Source organism: Streptomyces sp. BR1 (assembly GCF_052373795.1).
Taxonomy (GTDB): domain Bacteria; phylum Actinomycetota; class Actinomycetes; order Streptomycetales; family Streptomycetaceae; genus Streptomyces.
This window is the reverse complement of sequence record NZ_CM126252.1, coordinates 6,784,634-6,801,195: the sequence shown is the minus strand read 5'-3', so window position 1 is coordinate 6,801,195 and position 16,562 is coordinate 6,784,634. Positions and strand designations below refer to the sequence as shown.

The 16,562-nt window shown below is 69.9% G+C and carries 13 protein-coding genes; 3 read left to right on the top strand and 10 right to left on the bottom strand.

Annotated elements, in window-relative coordinates; all coding sequences use genetic code 11:
- Positions 1-24: 24 nt before the first annotated feature.
- On the bottom strand, positions 25-1,374 hold the full coding sequence (locus tag ACT1U9_RS29905) for a glutamate-cysteine ligase family protein (RefSeq protein WP_444535736.1): 1,350 nt from the start codon (positions 1,372-1,374) through the stop codon (positions 25-27).
- 214 nt (positions 1,375-1,588) lie between these two features.
- Between ACT1U9_RS29905 and ACT1U9_RS29900 the strand changes: the two genes are divergently transcribed.
- The 3 genes from ACT1U9_RS29900 (at position 1,589) to ACT1U9_RS29890 (ending at position 4,749) form a co-directional block, all read left to right on the top strand.
- The gene (locus tag ACT1U9_RS29900; RefSeq protein WP_444535735.1) at positions 1,589-2,752 is read left to right on the top strand and encodes a thioester domain-containing protein; all 1,164 of its coding nucleotides are present in this window, start codon (positions 1,589-1,591) and stop codon (positions 2,750-2,752) included.
- An 88-nt stretch (positions 2,753-2,840) separates the two neighbouring features.
- Positions 2,841-3,959, top strand: coding sequence for a trypsin-like serine peptidase (locus tag ACT1U9_RS29895; RefSeq protein ID WP_444535734.1), 1,119 nt, complete (start codon positions 2,841-2,843; stop codon positions 3,957-3,959).
- 43 nt (positions 3,960-4,002) lie between these two features.
- Entirely contained in the window at positions 4,003-4,749 is a 747-nt protein-coding gene (locus ACT1U9_RS29890; RefSeq protein WP_444535733.1) for a DUF4142 domain-containing protein, read from the top strand.
- Positions 4,750-4,762: 13 nt separating this feature from the next.
- On the opposite strand, the gene ACT1U9_RS29885 is transcribed toward ACT1U9_RS29890, so the two are convergent.
- The 9 genes from ACT1U9_RS29885 to ACT1U9_RS29845 all read right to left on the bottom strand — a co-directional run bounded on the left by ACT1U9_RS29885 (position 4,763) and on the right by ACT1U9_RS29845 (position 16,430).
- Positions 4,763-6,679 carry an InlB B-repeat-containing protein gene (locus tag ACT1U9_RS29885; protein ID WP_444535732.1) on the bottom strand — a complete coding sequence of 639 codons (1,917 nt, stop codon included), beginning with the start codon at positions 6,677-6,679 and terminating at the stop codon, positions 4,763-4,765.
- A gap of 148 nt (positions 6,680-6,827) precedes the next feature.
- Entirely contained in the window at positions 6,828-7,694 is an 867-nt protein-coding gene (locus ACT1U9_RS29880; protein ID WP_188273706.1) for a geranyl diphosphate 2-C-methyltransferase, read from the bottom strand.
- Positions 7,695-7,760: 66 nt separating this feature from the next.
- Positions 7,761-8,969 carry a family 2 encapsulin nanocompartment cargo protein terpene cyclase gene (locus ACT1U9_RS29875; RefSeq protein WP_444535731.1) on the bottom strand — a complete coding sequence of 403 codons (1,209 nt, stop codon included), beginning with the start codon at positions 8,967-8,969 and terminating at the stop codon, positions 7,761-7,763.
- Between the two features lie 53 nt (positions 8,970-9,022).
- Positions 9,023-10,423: a family 2B encapsulin nanocompartment shell protein gene (locus ACT1U9_RS29870; protein ID WP_444535730.1), complete on the bottom strand. Its 1,401-nt coding sequence runs from the start codon at positions 10,421-10,423 to the stop codon at positions 9,023-9,025.
- A gap of 310 nt (positions 10,424-10,733) precedes the next feature.
- Positions 10,734-11,894: a CapA family protein gene (locus ACT1U9_RS29865; protein ID WP_444535729.1), complete on the bottom strand. Its 1,161-nt coding sequence runs from the start codon at positions 11,892-11,894 to the stop codon at positions 10,734-10,736.
- Entirely contained in the window at positions 11,891-12,685 is a 795-nt protein-coding gene (locus ACT1U9_RS29860) for a DUF3050 domain-containing protein (RefSeq protein WP_444535728.1), read from the bottom strand. Before ACT1U9_RS29860 ends, ACT1U9_RS29865 begins: the two co-directional genes overlap by 4 nt.
- Positions 12,682-14,388, bottom strand: coding sequence for a M3 family metallopeptidase (locus ACT1U9_RS29855; protein WP_444535727.1), 1,707 nt, complete (start codon positions 14,386-14,388; stop codon positions 12,682-12,684). Before ACT1U9_RS29855 ends, ACT1U9_RS29860 begins: the two co-directional genes overlap by 4 nt.
- A gap of 7 nt (positions 14,389-14,395) precedes the next feature.
- On the bottom strand, positions 14,396-15,250 hold the full coding sequence (locus tag ACT1U9_RS29850) for a methyltransferase domain-containing protein (RefSeq protein WP_444535726.1): 855 nt from the start codon (positions 15,248-15,250) through the stop codon (positions 14,396-14,398).
- Positions 15,251-15,272: 22 nt separating this feature from the next.
- The gene (locus ACT1U9_RS29845; protein ID WP_444535725.1) at positions 15,273-16,430 is read right to left on the bottom strand and encodes a HesA/MoeB/ThiF family protein; all 1,158 of its coding nucleotides are present in this window, start codon (positions 16,428-16,430) and stop codon (positions 15,273-15,275) included.
- Positions 16,431-16,562 lie beyond the last annotated feature (132 nt).

The following is a 16,562-nucleotide window of genomic DNA, read 5'->3' as shown; positions in this document are numbered from 1 at the left end:
ACTCCGCCAACGCCCCCAGCCCCCTCAGACACGGAACGCGTCGACATAGCGGCGCGGATCGCGTCGCAGGTCCCCGTCCCAGCGCTCGGTGCACTGCTCGGCGAAAGTCTTTCCCGTACGCAGCACCTCGTCCAGAGGATGGAGGAAGTCCAGTACCTCGGGCGCTTCCAGGCCCGCGTCCACGCGCGCCCGCAGGCCCGCTCGGGCCAACCTGACCAGCTCCAGGGCGAGTTCGTCCATCCGGTCCTTGCCGAGCAGGGTGCGCAGCCCATCGACGGGCAGCCTGGCCGTCGCCGCGGCATGCTCCGCCACGCTGTACTGCTTCAGGAGCTCCCAGGCCGCCTCCCGGGACGGCGGGTGGTAGGTGAGTCCCACCCACAGCGCCGGGACGGCCGGGATGTTCCGGTACGACGGGCCGTCCGCCGAGCGCAGCTCCAGGGTGCGGCGCGGCCGTACATGCGTCCACACCTGGGTCAGATGGGAGACCCAGTGGTCGAAGGTGGGCATGAGTCCGTCGTCGAAGCCCTGCTCCATGATGGTGGCGAACGTCCGCTGCGGGGCCGGACGGTACCGCCCCTCCGCATCGACGTAGTAGATCATCGGGAGGCCCAGCGCCCAGTCGATGATGTCGTCGACGCTCACGTCACCGCACAGCGCGGGCCGCAGCAGCCCGCAGCGCTGCGGATCCACCCACAGCCAGTCCCGCGAACGCTGCGAGAGCAGCCCGTTCAACTGGCCGCCATGGAAAGGTGAGTTGACCATCAGTGCGGCGACCACCGGCGACGCGGCCGCCTGCATCCGCAGCTTGCGAGTGAAGTCCTCGTCGGAGAGGTAGTCGAGATGCACCTGCGTGCTCATCGCCAGGGTCAGGATCTCGGGTGCGTAGCTGCCGACCGAGCCGATACGGCTGAAGTGCCGCCGCATCACCCTCCCCCGGGTCATGGGCACCCAGGAAATGGTGTCGACACGGTCGAACGGGAAGCGCGAGCCGGGCACCAGTGCCCAGCCGAACCGCCCGGCGAGCTCGCTCAGGCGCTCCAGGGCCGCCCGCATGTCGGCCACCGCGCCGGTGACATTGGCGGCCGGGACCGACGAGTACTCGATCTGGCCGCCGTGTTCCAGTGTTATCCGTATGCCGTCAGGCAGTGCCACGCCGGTCAGTTCACCGGCGTCCTGCTCGGGTTCGCCGTCCCATTCGTCGAGCATGGCCTCCAGGACGGCCTTCACTCCGGTCTTGCCCAGATACGGGGCGGCTCGCCCGGTATCCGGATCCACGAGCCCGCTCTCCACTTCCAGCCCGACGCCTTCGGAGGTGTCCGTCGGCCGGGCGAACAGTGATCGGAGCTCGTCGCGCTTCAGCTGGTCGGTGCGCACAGCAGCCCTCCCGCTCGTCGTCCGCTCACAGCGTGAATGACCCGGCGTCGGCCAGCAACAGGGCAGTCCCGGACACCCGTTCGTTCCACCCCACTGGGTGCTTTCCGCCCCGGTGTTGAGCGTGCCGCCCCGGTTTTGCGTACTGAGGTGAATGAGTCACCTCGATGGAGAACGTGCCTTGGCCGGGCGCCGCCGACCTCGGGTAGGGAAGCGGGTGCCCGCCCGGCGAGCCGTCGCGATCCTGACGTTCGTGGTCGTGGTGGCGAGTGCGCCCACAGAGGCGGTCGCCGCAGATCCGTCATCGGGCCAGCAGGCCGCCGTGACGGCCACCCTGCGTGGGCTGCGGCGCGGGGCCTTCGACCGGGCCGTCATCCATGGGCGCGACAGGAACGCGGTCGTGCCCGCCGGGCTGCTGCTGATGGACACCGACGGCGGCGGCACCCTGGAGACGTACGGGATCGACCTGCGCGACTCGACGCGGTCCGGGGCGAAGTACCGACAGTCCGCCACCGGCGCGACGCCGCTGAACGGCAACCCGAACGCGGGCCGCATCCGCTGGATCGCGCAGAACTCGTTCCCGCAGGTCGACGACCTCGCCGGGCTCGCCAGGCGGGCCGGTCTGCCGTCCCCGCTCAGCGCGGCGGAAGCGGCCGCCGGCACCCAGGTGGCCATCTGGCGCCTCGCGAACAACGTCGACGTCGACGCGACCGACCCGCAGGCCGACCGGTTCGCCGACTGGCTGCGGGACCAGGCGCAGAGTGTGGACGAGCCCTCGGATCCACTGCGGCTCGACAACGCCTCGGTATCCGGCAAGCCGGGAACACGGCTTGGCCCCGTCGTCGTGCGCACCGCCCCGGGCGGCCGGGTCACCGTCACCCCCTCCGGCGAGTTGACCGGCCAGAACGTCACGGTCGTCGACGCGGCGGGCCATCAGGTCAGTGGCGATGTCGGCGACGGCAGCACCCTCTTCTTCGACGTGCCCGCCGCCGCGTCGGACGGCGGCGGCGCGGTGACGTTCCGTACGACGGCATCGGGTCTCGTCGGCCGCGTGTTCACCAGCGAGGGCAGCCAGGCTCAAATCGTCGCCGGGGCAAGCGGGTCCACCACTTCGGCCCAGGCCACCGTCTCCTGGTCGGCGTCCGGCCCGACCTCGTCGCCGAGCCCGTCCGCGTCGGCGAGCGGCTGCACCGGAGAGGGGTGCGCCACGTCTGCACCCGGCGTCGGCAAGGGCTCGCAGAGGCAGGGCCTCGGCTCGGCCGTAACGCGTGACGACTTCGTGCAGACCGCCCTCTCCAGGACCAACTCGCTCATCGGAGGAGCGGTGTTCGTGCTGATGGGCGCCATGGTCTTCGTGCTGCGCCGACTGCGGCTGCGGTGAGACGGATCGGTGGGCGCTGAACATTCCGCGCTCCCGCACCGTATGGCTCCCCGAGTCGAGTCGTCCCCCAGGGCAGGAGGCCACCCTCATGTCACTCACGCGCCGCGCGTCATACGCCTGGGCCGCGTTCATCGCCACGTTGGTGCTGCTCGGCGCCGGGTATCTCGTGGTCGGCGGTTCGTCGGACGACAGAGCCCTCGCGGGAGCGGCGCTTCCCGCGGGCCCGCACGGGACCGGCGGTCCGTCCGGCGACTGGCGGAACTGGGACCCACGCCAATGGCTGCGCCGGGCGGGCGACTTCATCAACCCGGTGATCGACGGCGTATGGGGTACGGACCGGATGCGCGCGGCGCAGGGGTGGAGCAACACGGTCGGCGCGGGTGTCGCCGACGCCCAGGGGGTGTCCGACCCGGTGCCCTCGCCCGTACCGGCTCAGCCGGAGAACCATCCCTACCGTGAGCATGCCGCCGCCTCCGGCAAGATCTTCTTCGACACTCCGGAGGGGCCCGCCGTCTGCTCCGGCACCGTGGTGCACGATCCCGCGCATCCAGGGCGGTCGAATCTCGTATGGACGGCCGGTCACTGCGTCCACGCGGGGCGCGCCGGGGGCTGGTACCGCAATGTCGTGTTCGTCCCCGACTTCAACGACACGGGAGACAACGGGCGCGCCAGGGGCTCCCTGTCCGCGCTCGTCCCGCTGGGCACCTGGTGGGCCGACTGGGCCGAGACCTCGCCCGAGTGGATCAGTACGGGCGCCGCGACCGGAGGCGCGGGTGCGCCGTTCGACTTCGCGGTCTTCCATGTACGCCAGGCACGCGGGATCACCGGCTCGCTGGAGGAGACGATCGGTACCGCCGCGCCGCAGGTCGACTTCGCGACCTCGCCGGCAGCGAGCGGTGTACCGGTGGGGGTGTGGGGCTATCCGGCCCGTAAACCCTTCGACGGTTTCTCGATGTTCCGCTGCACCGGCCCCGCCGGGCGGCTCTCCGTGGCCGACGACCAGCCGACGTTGTACCGCGTGGGCTGCACGATGAACGGCGGCGCCTCCGGTGGTGGCTGGCTCACCCGCCGCGCGGACGGCACGCTCGCACTCATCTCCAACACCTCCATCGGCCCGACTCCGGCCGCCTGGCTGGCCGGACCGCGACTGGGCCCGGAGGCCCGAAAGGTCTTCGACACGGTCAGCGCACGGTTCGCCGACCACTGAGCCACCCCCATACCCCCCAACCACCCCACTCCAGGAGGAACCTTTGCGGCGCATCGTCTTTTCCGGCACCGGCCTCGTCGTGGTCGCACTGATGGCGACCATCGCCGCGCTGGCCTTCCCGATCTGGTCGTACGCCGACCGCTCCGGAACCGGCCTCGCCAACCTCAACGCCAGTACCGTGCCGACCCGTTGGGGACCCCTGTCCGCCGCCGACCGCGACTTCGTCGCCCGGGTGCGCCTCGCCGGGCTCTGGGAGATGCCCGCGGGACAGCAGGCCATCGAGCGCGCCCCCACCACGGCGGTCAAGACGGCCGGTGAGCACCTGGTCCAGGGACACACCTTCCTCGACGCGCGCGTACGCGAAGTCGCGTCCCAGCTGAACATGGAACTCCCCAGCCAGCCCAACGCCTTGCAACAGGACTGGCTGCGCACGTTGTCGGGCGACAACGGCAAGAAGTACGAGAGCGACTTCGCCAACTTCCTGCGTTCGGCGCACGGGCAGGTGTTCGCCCTGATCGCCCAGATACGCGCGAACACCCGCAACACCCTGGTGCGGGAGCTGGCCGACGACGCTAACACCACCGTGCTCGACCATATGAAGGTCCTGGAGAGGACGGGGTTCGTGGACTTTGATGGGATCGCCCGGGGCGCGGCCACCGCGACAGCCAGCCCCACCGGCCCGCCGCCGCCCGTCGCGGGCTCGAACCCCCCGCCGGCCGCCCCCGTCCAACCCGGACCGTCCATGAGCCCGCAGCAGCCGGGGGCCGACCCCGGTACGCCCGGCTATTGACCGGACCGCGCGGTCAAGACGTATACGTGAAGTCGGCCGATGCGGTCAGCGTCCCGTTCGCCACCGTCGCGATCTGCACGGCTGCCGCCGTCGGCCAGGCGGGTGCGGTGAAGGTGACCGTCGAGTCGTCGACCGCCTTCACCCCGCTCGCCGGGCGGCCGCTGAAGCCGTTGGCGGTGCGTGTGCCGATGTATACGGCCGTCGTACTGGACAGACCCGCACCGGTGAGGGTGACGGTGTAGCCGCCCGACTTCGAGCCGGTGGTCGGAGACACCTTGGTGATGGTCGCCGGGAGCTGGGTGAGTTTGGCCGTGGTCTCGACGAAGTGCGCGCTCACGTAGTGGTTGCCGTCCATGGTGACCGTGAACTCGGGCGCCCGGCTGGACTGGATCCGGCCCTCGACGGTCCAGTAGTCGAGCTGGTAGCCCGACTTCGGCGCGGCGGTGACCGTGACCTGGTCGCCCTTGTCGAACATACCGGTCGCCGCGGGGGTCACCGTGCCGCGCTCGGGGTTGTCCGGCGCCGCCGTGAGCGCGTAGCGGACCGGGGCCGTACTACCTGACGGCGTACGGTAGTTGGCGAGGACGGGACCGGTGAGGTTCATGACGCGTACGCAGTCGGCCGGTTGCGGCTGACCCAGAGGCACACCCCTTGGGGCATCTTCATAGCTCTGCCGGGGGTTGGAGAACCAGAGCTTGGTCTCGCAGTGGTCCTCGTCGGCGCAGGCCATCGTGTAGCCCATGATGTCCGTCCAGGTGCGGCTCTTGGGCAGAAAACCGTGGTTGTCGGGGTAGTACGGGTTGAGGTTTCCGGGCCGGTATCCCTTGGCGGCGGGGTCGATGGGGTCGGTGAGGTAGTCGTGGTTGAGGCCGAAGTTGTGCCCGATCTCATGGGCGAGGTGGTAGGTGCCGAGGGTGTCGGACTGCTGCGCGCCGAACGCCGCGTGATCCGTGCTGAACGCGGGGTCGGCGCCCGGGATGAGACGTACCAGCGAGGGTGTGTTCGCGGTTCCGGCTGTGTAGAGCGTGCCGGGCGCGGGGGTGAACTGGGTCAGTACGTGCAGCAGGTCCGCGCCCTTGTCGTCGCGGTTCTTGCGGGCGTCGACAGCGAACGCGCTGGAGTAGTTGCTGTCCTTCGGGTCGGACAGCGCGCTGGTGATGCCGTCCGTGTCCCCGGCCTTGCCGGTCCACTCCTTGGTGGTGAAGGTGCCGGCCAGGTTGAGCCGGGCCGTCACCAGGCTCGTGGCGTACGCGGTGTTCGTCCCCTCCACGGCGGCCTTCACCTTCAGGTCGAGCGCCGCTACACCGCCCTTGGTGTTGCGGACGGTCCTCGGTGTGTAGCCGATGAGCAGATCGATGACGGGCGCGCTGATCGCGGCGCGCGGTCGCGGTGCGGGGAGCGCCGCGCGGGGACCGGCCGGGTCGGCGACGCGTACGGCGTCGTCGTGCAGCAGGCTCCGGCGGTTCACCGGGAGCTCGCGCACGGTGGAGGCGCCGGGCCGGTCGGCGTCGATGCTGTACTCCGTACGGCCCAGATGCACCTCACCGGCCACGCGGGGCACACCCCGCCCGCAGGCACGGTCCACCGCGAGGGTGACCGGCTGGTCGGGGCGGCCGACGATGTGCCCGGACCACAGCAGCGTGCCCTGCCGGTCCCGTGACACACGGTCGGCCACCACATCGACCCGGGTGTCGTCGAACAACCGCAGGGTCCGGCGGTCGGGCCCCGTCCCGTGCCGGGTCCCGCACACCGCGCCGAAGGCGCCCGCTGCCCAGTCGACACGACCGATACGGGATGGTCCGGGCGCTACGGCTCCGGTCCGGTGGAGCCCGATGGAGGCCGCCGGGGCGGCGACGGCGGGCGGCACGGTGGACATGAGGGCGACGGCTGCCATGAGCGCGGCGCCGGGCAGCTGCATGGGACGGGGCACGCGGGGTCTCCTTGGGACGTCATCGAAACGATCACGCCCAGGCTCGGCCAGGACCGCCACCCCGGCGCGGTGGCGGCGACTGGACGAGTGGCGACCAGATGGAGCAGAGGAGTGCGCCGGTCCCTCCCGTGAGGGACCGGCGCGGCCGTCAGACCAGGTCGGCGGCGATGAGCAGGTACTGGAAGCTGCCGTCCTTGTAGGCGCTGAGGAAGGCGTCCTCGATGCCGGTGGCCAGCGGCGAGCGGGCGCGCAGCTCCCAGTACGGGATGGTGGCCTGCGTGAGGTCGAGCACGCTCACCGGGACGAGGCGGTTGGCCGCCATCTCCTTGAAGTAGGCGCTGCGCGGGTGGATGTTGCAGATGTAGTGGGCGTTGATCTCGCTCACGGCCCGGGACGGCAGCCCGTACGCGTCGTTGTAGCAGCCGGTGATGGTCACATACCGGCCGCCGTGTTCGAGCATGCGGGCGTACTCGGGAAACAGCACCGAGAGATCGACGTACATCGTGCTCTCGTTGTTCCAGATGGCCCGGAAGCTGTTCGACTCGAAGCCCGTGTCGATCATGTTCTTCAGATGGAAGCGCACCTGGTCGGAGACACCACGGTCCTCGGCCTGGCCGTTGGCGAAGGCGACCTGCGTCTCGGAGATGGAGATGCCGTCGACGCGGCAGCCGAAGCGCTGGTTGGCCACGAAGCTGCTGCCGCCGCGCCCCGAACCGGAGTCCAGCAGCCGGTCGTCGGGGGCGATGTCACCGAGGTTGGTCATGAGCACATCCGCCTGGGCGCATTCCAGGCGGTGCAGCTCCTCGGTGATCCGCTTCTCGCGGGTCTCCTCGGGCCCCTCCAGGACGGACCAGTCCACGGATCCGATGCCGTAGTGGTGGTGGTAGATGCCGTCCACTTCACCGAGACGCAGGTTGACGGGGTTCTTCTCGCGGTTCCAGTACTCGGCCACGGACTTCTGGTAGGCACTGGCGAGGAACGGAGCAGGGGTGTTGGTGGTGTCCTGAATCGTCATAGTGGTTCTCCTGATTGCCGCTGCATCTGTGGTGTCATACGTACGTGGTGCGTCGGGCGCCCTGCGTCAAACGCCGTGGTACCGGGGGCTCGTGGCGTGCCACTCCTTGCTGCCGCCCATCCAGGCCCACAACCCGGCCAGATAGCGCCGCAGTTGGGGGGATCCCGCCGCACTGAGGAGGGCGCACTCGGCCTCCACCGTGTGCATCAGCTCGTCGTGGAGGGAAGCCGCCTTGTCGACGGCCTCCTGGAGCGAGCACTGCTCCTCGGCGGCGATGAGGTTGGGCAGGTTGGTGTCGGTCGGGTCTTCCTTCGCCATCGAGTACAGGTCGTTGAGCAGGACGTTGGCCGTACCCGCGTACAGATACGTACGGCGCACCCGTGCGTCGGCGAACTCGTGGGCGGGCAGTTCATAGCCGCCCACGGGGTCGATGAGGACCATGCAGGGGTAGAAGGCGTTCTCGTAGCGGTGCAGCAGGTACTCCCACACCGCGGGCCTGCGGGCCGAGTTGCGCCACTCCCCCTCCTGGCCGTAGCCCACGAACATGACGGCGAGTTCATGCCGCAGCCGGGCGACCTGGGTGGGGCTGGCGATCTGTTCGAGGTGGAACAGGCAGGAGCGGAACGCCCGCAGTACGGGTTCCTGGTCGACGACCTCCTCGAACTTCGGCAGGTACCGGGCCGGCAGGCGGACCGGGTCGACCACCGCGTGGGCCATGGCGAGGCGCGAACCGAGCAACTCCGGTTCGGTGTTGTCCCCTTCGTCCACCCAGTGGTCGTCCACGGCCCATTCGGCCAGCCCGCACCGGGCGGCTGCCAACAGCAGGTCGGGGTCGTCGCAGTCGGGGTGCGCGAGCATGAAAAGACGCCCGAAGTTGTGCGAGCGCAGCCGTTCGAGGCGCCCCTGGAAGATCCCGATCTCCTGGGCCCAGTCGACCAGGCGCTCGTTGACCTCCTCGGCGAGCGCCGGGTCGTCGCGGACCGCGTCGGGACAATAGAGCTGTGGTACGCGGAGCGTGGATTCGGTCGAATCCGAGTGCGCGGGGGTGGAAGACGGGTCGGGGGCGTCGGCCGCCGGTTGTTCGACCTCGCTCAGCGAGCGCGGGCCGAACAGCCGGGCGGCCGAGGTTCCCAGCCCCGTGGGGCCGGAGAGGAGGCCGTGGAGCGCCTCCGTCCCGGCGGCCGCAGCGTCACGTACGGGGGCGGGTGCGGGCGGGCGGGACAGCGTCGGCGGCCCGTCCCACCCTGGTACACGGGCACCGATGAACTCGGGCATGGGGGTTCTGCCTTTCCGCAGATGGCTGGCTGAGGCCGAGGAACACCACGTCGTCAGCCGCGCCAGCGGCTGACTTCCACGTTCTCCAGCACCCCGAGCGCGTCCGGCACGAGGATCGCGGCCGAGTAGTAGGCGGTGACCAGGTACGAGATGATCGCCTGCTCGTCGATCCCCATGAACCGCACCGACAGACTCGGCTCGATCTCGTCCGGGATACCGCTCTGGCGCAGGCCGATCACGCCCTGCTCGTCCTCGCCCGTACGCATACAGATGATCGACGTCGTCCGCTCCGGCGTGACCGGGATCTTCCCGCACGGGAAAATCGGCACCCCCCGCCACGTCGGGATCCGGTTCCCGTTGATCTCAATCGACTCCGGGACCAGGCCGCGCTTGTTGCACTCACGCCCGAACGCCGCGATCGCCCGCGGATGCGCCAGGAACAACTTGCTGCCCCGCCGCCGCGACAGCAACTCATCCATGTCATCCGGCGACGGCACCCCGTCATGCGGCTGCAACCGCTGCCCGTAATCACAGTTCGCCAGCAACCCGAACTCCCGGTTGTTGACCAGCTCATCCTCCTGGCGCTCCCGCAACGCCTCCACCGTCAGCCGCAACTGCTGCTCGGTCTGGTTCATCGGCTGGTTGTACAGATCCGCCACCCGTGAATGGACCTTCAACACCGTCTGGGCGACGGATAGTTCGTACTCACGCGGCGCACCCTCGTAATCGACATACGTATGCGGGATCACAGGCTCGCCCACATGGCCCGCCGCGAGGTCGATCGCGGCCTCGCCGTACTTGTTGGTGCGCTGCTGCGGCACCAACGCCACACCCGCCAGATGCTCATGCAGCGACGGCGCCCGCTCCGCCAGGTTCAGCACATCCGCCCGGGCGAGCACCAGCACCGTGCACGCGGTCGCGGCGCGGGCGGTCGCGTCCCACACCGCCTCACCCGACAGCAGCGCCTGCTCACCGAGGTATGCCCCATCCGCAAGCACCCCGAGAACGGCCTCGTCGCCGTAGGGGCCGGTGCCGATCCGCTCCACACGCCCATGCGCCAGCAGATACACCGCATCCACCGGATCACCCGCCGCCGCCAGCACCTGCCCCGCCGCGAACTCCCGCTGCTCACACCGGTTCGCCAGCTCCGTCAGCGCCGCCTCGTCCTCGTAATCCCGCAGCGCCGGCAGCTCCCCCAGCTCCGCCGGGATCACACTCACCCGCTCACCCGTCTGCACAAAGGTGACCTTCCCGTCACCCACCGAGTAGCTCAGCCGCCGGTTCACCCGATACGTACCACCCTGCACCTGCACCCACGGCAGCATCCGCAACAGCCACCGAGAGGTGATCTCCTGCATCTGAGGAGCGGACTTGGTGGTGGTCGCCAGATTCCGCGCCGCCGCGGTACCAAGACTCTGCTGCGCGCGGTTCTCGGACCCTGCCTCGACCGACATGTGATTCCCTCTCGATCATTCACCGCAGTCCATCTGCCCGCCCAGCCTTGCAGGAGGGCGGCGCCCCATCTATTACCCGAAGGACTTACCTACGGATTGAATGTTCGAAGGGAGAACAAGACAGCGGAGGCGATTCGAAACGGAACTCCCGGTGAATTGACGTGATTTCGGCGATCAGCGGGAGGCTCCGGCGTGAATTCGCCGCAATTGCGCGCGCTCCGAGATTTTCAGTCATCGCCAGAGTACGCATTCTCGCCATGCCAAGAAATACCGTTCGAGGGACACGAAGACCGAGGAAGCACCCCTCATCTCATACCCTCAGCGTCACCAGCGGGCAGCCCGCGAACGTCTCTCCCCCGTCCACGACCTCGGTGCCGAGACGTGGGTGGGTCATGGACTTGCGGATGTGGCCGAGGACTTCGGCCCAGCGGGCGTCGGTGCGGGCGACAGGTCGCGCGATACCGTCCCGGTCGATCAGACACGGCACCAGGCCGCACCGCCCGATCCCGTCGTCGTCGAGCTCCACGACGGCTACCGCGGTGATACGGGTGGTGGGGTGGAACGGAAAGGCGGCGCTGTCCGGGCGCGGGTAGAAGCCGTACTCGCCGAACGTCTCCACCAGCTCGTCCTGGCTCGCCCGGTCGATGTCGAAACCGGCGGCCCGCAGGTCGTCGGGGAAGCGGGGCATGTCGAACACGATGTGCCCGAGCCCGTAGAACACCGGTGTCCCACCGATGAACTGGGCGCCGCGCAGGGCGTGTTGATGGTGGCCGAGTACGAGATCCGCGCCCGCCCCGGCGATCAGCTCCGCGCACAGTCGCTCGTGCTCGGTGATCACCCAGGGTTGGGTATGGTCGCCCCAGTGCACACTCACCACCACCAGGTCGGCCCGCGCACGGGCGTCCGCGATGGCCTTCTCGACCCGTGCCCAGTCCCCCTCGTCCAGGACCGACACCACCTTGGCCGGCACACCCGGGCACACATACCCCGGGACGGGCGCGGTGTAGCAGTCCTCCGCGCGCAGCGCCGCCACGCCCGGCGTCGATGGTCCGGCCTGGGCGCCGACGGCCAGCACGGAGGTGCAGGCCACCACCGCGACCCGCCGCTCCCCCACCCGTACCGTGGCGGGCCGCAGTGCCTCGGCCGACGACATACCGGCGCCGACCGTGCGTACACCCCGTGCGGCGAGCGTCGCCGTGGTGTCGGCGAGACCTCCGTATCCCGCGTCCATGGCGTGGTTGTTGGCCAGGGACATCACGTCGAACACCGACAGGGGGGTGGCGTTGGCGGTCGTCACCACGGTCGACGTGGGTGATCCCGGTGTTGCGCCGAAAGTGTCCGTCAGTACGCCCTCGAAGTTGCCGAAGACGAGGTCGGCCGCCGCGAGTACCGGCTGGACTCCTTCGAGCGCGCGGTCCGGCTCACTGCGGTCGATCAGCACATCGCCGACCGCCGCGATGGTGCGCTTCATATGCGTGCGATCTCCTCGGCCACCGCGCTCCACAGCTCGTGCCGGGCGGCGAGGGCACGTCGTACGGTCGTCGCGCACTCGGACCACTTGTGCTCGTCGTCCGCGCACAGGTCGATCAGCATCTGCATCGCCATCGGGGTGTGCTGCTCGCCATCGATGTCGATGTGGCGGACCAAGTAGTCCTTGAACGAGGTGAGTTGATGCTGCGCGCCCTCGATCCGCAGTACGCGCTCGAACATGTCGGGGATCAGGTCCTCGCGGCCGAAAGCGAAGGCGGCCGCCTGGCAGTGCACCGGGGCGGACTCGATGATGTCCCACGTATGCGCGACGAAGTCGGCCGCCGCCGACGGTGCGCCGGAGAGTTTGAGGGCTTCGGCCACCGAGGCTCCGCCACGCAGCCGCTCGATGAACGTATGGATCGGGGCGGTGTCCGCGCCGGCCTCGGCCATGGCGGTGAGGTAGAGCTCGAAGTGGCTCAGATAGCCGTCCCCGATCTCGTCGCTCTCCTCCGTCAGCACGATGTCGTTGATGAGCCGCCGACTGGTCGAGGGACCCTGGGGCACCCAGGGCACACTGACGCAGGTGAGCTCCCGCTGGAGGCTCTTGAGCAGGGACATGAAGTCCCAGACGGCGAAGACGTGGTGTTCCAGGAAGACGCCGATACGGTCGAGGCGGTCGAGGTCGCGGTACATCCGGTGGTTCACGATCATCTCCCGGTCGGGTGTGATCGCCTGTTGCAGTCCGGTGAGTCCGGGGTGTGTGCGGTTCCAGTGGTAGCGGTCGGTCGTCATGTTCGGCTCCGATACGGAAGTCGGGCGGTGGTGAGGGTGTTCAGACGTGCGCGGATCTCGCCGAGCGCCGAGCGCCAGGTCTCGGGATCGTCGATCGGCAGTCCGAGCCGGGCCAGTTGTTCGTCGGGCGAGGCCGTTCCGCCTGCCCGCAGGAACGCGGTGAAGGCGGAACCGAAGGCGACCGGGTCATTCCGTCGCAGCCGGTGCAGCCCGAGGGCGGTCAGTCCCGCGAAGGGGTAGGCGTAGTTGTAGAAACGGCCCTGGAAGAAGTGGGGGATGCGCATCCACTCCAGCCGTTGCAGCGCGCCCGGGGCGAGGGCGGTGCCGTAGCAGTCGCGGTGGGCCTGCTGCCACAGATCCCCCAGCGCCTCGTCGTCGAGGACCCGCTCCTCCCCGCGCAGGTCGTACGTGGCCTGCTCGAACGAGGTGATCATGGTCTGCCGGAACACGGTCCGCATACAGCGCTCGATCCACTGCGCCTCGGCGTCGGCCGCCTGTGTCGGGTCGCCTTCGGTGGCGAGCCAGTCGAGGACGGCCAGTTCGGCGAAGCACGCGGGTACTTCACCGAGCGCGGTCGGGGCGTCGAAGACGAGCGTGGGCTGGGCTTCGGCGGCCAGGACGAAGGCGACCGCGTGGCCGAGCTCATGTGCCAGGTCGAGCAGATCGGCGGGCCTGCCGCCGAAGCTGACCAGGACGAAGCACGTCCGCTCGGACGGCACCGGCAGGGAGAAGGTGCGGGAGATCCGTCCCGGGCGGGGCACGGTGTCGATGCGGCCGTCCTCGACGATGCGCCGTGCGACCCGCGCGATCTCCGGCGAGATCCGTGCGAAGGCCGCGAGGACCGTCTCGATCGCCGCCGCCAGCGTCATACGTCCGGCCCCCGGCAGCGGGGCCCGCTCGTCCCAGGCGGCCAGCGACTCCACGCCGAGCAGCCGCGCCTTGTGCACGAACCAGCGCTCCGCCAGGCCGTGTTGGAGCGTGATCTCGGTCAGCATGCGGTCGACGGTCGTCGAGTCGAGCCGGTTGTCGAAGTCGCTCATCGCGCGCGGCCGCGCGAGCCCCCGGAGCCGGTCCACCGCCAGCCGGTCCGCGACCAGCGTGTCGTAGGCGAGCGCCAGCGTCCGGGCATGCGGCTCAAGGCCGTGTACCAGCGCGTCATACGCGGACCGGCGGACAGCCGGATCGGTGTGGGTGAGGTCGGCCCAGGCCTGGTCCAGGGGTGAGAGCAGCCGGTCGTGCAGCAGCCCCCACGCCTGTGCCAGCGGCTCGCGCGCGGCCAGCGTCCGTTCCTGTTCCTCGGGCAGCGGGCGCGCCCTCGACTCCCGTGCGCTGAGCAGCAGATGGCGGTAGGGCGCCAGAGCGGGGGCCGCGAGCAGCTGCGCCACCCGTTCGTCGGACAGCGCCTGCCATTCCGTATCGAAGAAGCGCAGGGCGTCCTCGACGGATTCGGCGACCGCGTCCGCGCCGAGGGCGAGCTCCGCGCCGGTCTGGCCGAAGATGTCGAGGCTCTGGTGCAGTGCCGCGTACGCGATGAGATGCGTCAACCCGGCTCGTGCCTGGCCGAGTTCGGCGAGGAGGCGGGAGAGGTCGTGTGGCCCGATGCCGCCGACCCGGCCGCGCCAGCGTTCGGCGCACCCCCTGGCCCGGGCGGCGACGGCGGGGCCCGTGGGCGGCGGCGCCAGTGTGGACAGATCCCACTGCATGGCCCGCTCAGCCCTTCGGCCGGGTCGCGCGCATCGAGAAGAGCAGCGGCAGCTCGCCCTCGATGTGCGCCGGCAGCCAGTACCCGCCGTCCTCGCGCTGCTCCAGATAGGGCAGCACCGGGAACCAGGCGGACGGGAACTCATGGACGAACTCCAGGCGCAGCCCGGCGTCGACGACGCTCGTCACGATCGCGCCGAGCGAGTGCGCCCAGGTGTATCCGGACTCGACGACGTCGTCGTCGGCGTTGGTGTACGTGCCGTGGAGCTCATGGGCGATCGGCTGCGCACGGTCGAAGTAGGGGTAGCGGACGATGGGTTCGCGCACATCGTCGTCGAAGTCGAGGACGTGCAGGACCGGGTGGTATTCGGCGACGTACAGAACCCCGCCCGGCGTGAGCAGACGCGCCGCCGCCTGGGCCCACTGGCGGATGTCGGGCAGCCAGACGACCGAGCCGAACGAGACGTAGACGATGTCGAAGCGGCCTTCGAGGTCTTTGGGCAGCCGGTAGATCTCCGCGCACCGGAAGTCGGCGTCGAGTCCCGCCACGTCCGCGATGCTCTTCGCCTGCGCGACGGCGGCGGGCGAGAAGTCGACGCCGGTCACGCGGGCGCCGCGCCGGGCCCAGCTGAGGGTGTCGAGTCCGAAGTGGCACTGGAGGTGGATCAGGGAGCGCCCGGAGACCTCGCCGAGTTCATCGAGCTCGAACGACCGCAGGGTGCTGCCGCCCTCCAGGAATCCCTGTACGTGGTAGTGGTCGCTGCCCACGTGGAACCCGGTCCAGTTGTCCCACAGGCCGCGGTTGCGCTCGATGCAGCGGTCGGCGTCGGCGGGGGCCAGGGTGGTGACGCGCGGTGTACGCATCGGATCGACCTCCTTGTCCGGCTCAGGCCGTCGCGCGCGCGGCGAAAGCGGGTGCGGTGGGGACGTGTGCGCACACCGGGCAGTCGGGCCGGCGGCTCCACCGCTCGGACTCGCGCGGTACGGCGTCGTCGAAGTACGCCTCCATCAGCCGCCCCTGGGACAGCGGCGGCGCGATGCCGGTGGCCAGCCGGACGACCTCGGCCTGGACGTGCGCGGTGTACAGCGTGACCAGCGCGCCGAACGCCGACATGTCCTCGGGGAAGCGCGGCTCGTCGGGGGTCGCCTCCGCCCATTCGGTCTTCTTGACGCTGAGGTCGGCGGACAGCCGGTCGTGCTCCGCCACGTCCGCCTTCCAGCACTCCACGCACCCGGTCACGCCGGGGATCATCGTGTAGTACGCGATACGGCGGCTGTCCACGCCACCCGTGATCAGCGTCGCGCCCGCGGTGACACAGGCCTGGTTGATCCAGTTGACGACCTGCATCTTCGGCATGTCCACCGCCGAAAGCACGAGGTCGCGACCCTCGACCACGGCCAGCGCCTCGTCGGCGCAGCCGATGTAGGTCGAGCGGGCGTCCAGCTTGACCAGCGGGTCGTAGGCGAGGATCCGCTCGGTGGCGACCTCGATCTTCGGGCGGCCGATGTCGCTCTCGCGGTAGAGGATCTGCCGGTTGAGGTTGGACAGTTCGACGGTGTCGAAGTCCACCACCCGGATGTCACGCGCCCCGAGCCCGACCAGGTCGAACAGCATATGGCTGCCCACACCGCCGAGGCCGAGCAGGACCACCCGGTAGTCGCGCAGCTTGCGCTGAAGGGTGTACTTGCTGGTCGCGAGCGAGCTGTAGTTCTCGAAGAAACCCAGGTTGCGCTTCCAGCGCTCCAGGCTGTGGCCGTCGAGCCCGGGCGCCACGGCTCCGTCCTCGATGAGCCCGGCGCGGTCGAACTCCTCGATCGCGGCGTCGACCTCCTCCCGCGTGAGCTCGCGCCCGGCCGCCCGCAGATCGCGCTGCACCTCGGGCACGGTACGGGTGCCGTCGAGCAGGCCCACGAACAGCCCGACACCGCCGTCGGCGTCCGACAACTCGACGCACTTTCCCGGCAGTTGGATGTAGACGTGGTCCGAGACCCGGTAGACCGGGAGGGTCGGCTTGATGCGTGGCTTGACCTGATCGTGCGTCATCGTTCTGTCCCCCGTGTTCGGTGTGGATTACGTACGTGGTGCGGGGTGCGGCTGGTGCCGCCCGGGGCGGGCGCACGGCCGGAGCCGCACGCCCGCGTCGGTCGGATCAGGTGGCGACGGCGCGGCCGGCGA

Excerpts from the sequence above, each read along its gene's own strand:
- ACT1U9_RS29850 (WP_444535726.1), bottom strand. The coding sequence starts at position 15,250 with ATGCGTACACCGCGCGTCACCACCCTGGCCCCCGCCGACGCCGACCGC.
- ACT1U9_RS29875 (WP_444535731.1), bottom strand. The coding sequence starts at position 8,969 with ATGCCCGAGTTCATCGGTGCCCGTGTACCAGGGTGGGACGGGCCGCCG.
- ACT1U9_RS29845 (WP_444535725.1), bottom strand. The coding sequence starts at position 16,430 with ATGACGCACGATCAGGTCAAGCCACGCATCAAGCCGACCCTCCCGGTC.
- ACT1U9_RS29865 (WP_444535729.1), bottom strand. The coding sequence starts at position 11,894 with ATGAAGCGCACCATCGCGGCGGTCGGCGATGTGCTGATCGACCGCAGT.
- ACT1U9_RS29860 (WP_444535728.1), bottom strand. The coding sequence starts at position 12,685 with ATGACGACCGACCGCTACCACTGGAACCGCACACACCCCGGACTCACC.
- ACT1U9_RS29895 (WP_444535734.1), top strand. The coding sequence starts at position 2,841 with ATGTCACTCACGCGCCGCGCGTCATACGCCTGGGCCGCGTTCATCGCC.
- ACT1U9_RS29870 (WP_444535730.1), bottom strand. The coding sequence starts at position 10,423 with ATGTCGGTCGAGGCAGGGTCCGAGAACCGCGCGCAGCAGAGTCTTGGT.
- ACT1U9_RS29855 (WP_444535727.1), bottom strand. The coding sequence starts at position 14,388 with ATGCAGTGGGATCTGTCCACACTGGCGCCGCCGCCCACGGGCCCCGCC.
- ACT1U9_RS29880 (WP_188273706.1), bottom strand. The coding sequence starts at position 7,694 with ATGACGATTCAGGACACCACCAACACCCCTGCTCCGTTCCTCGCCAGT.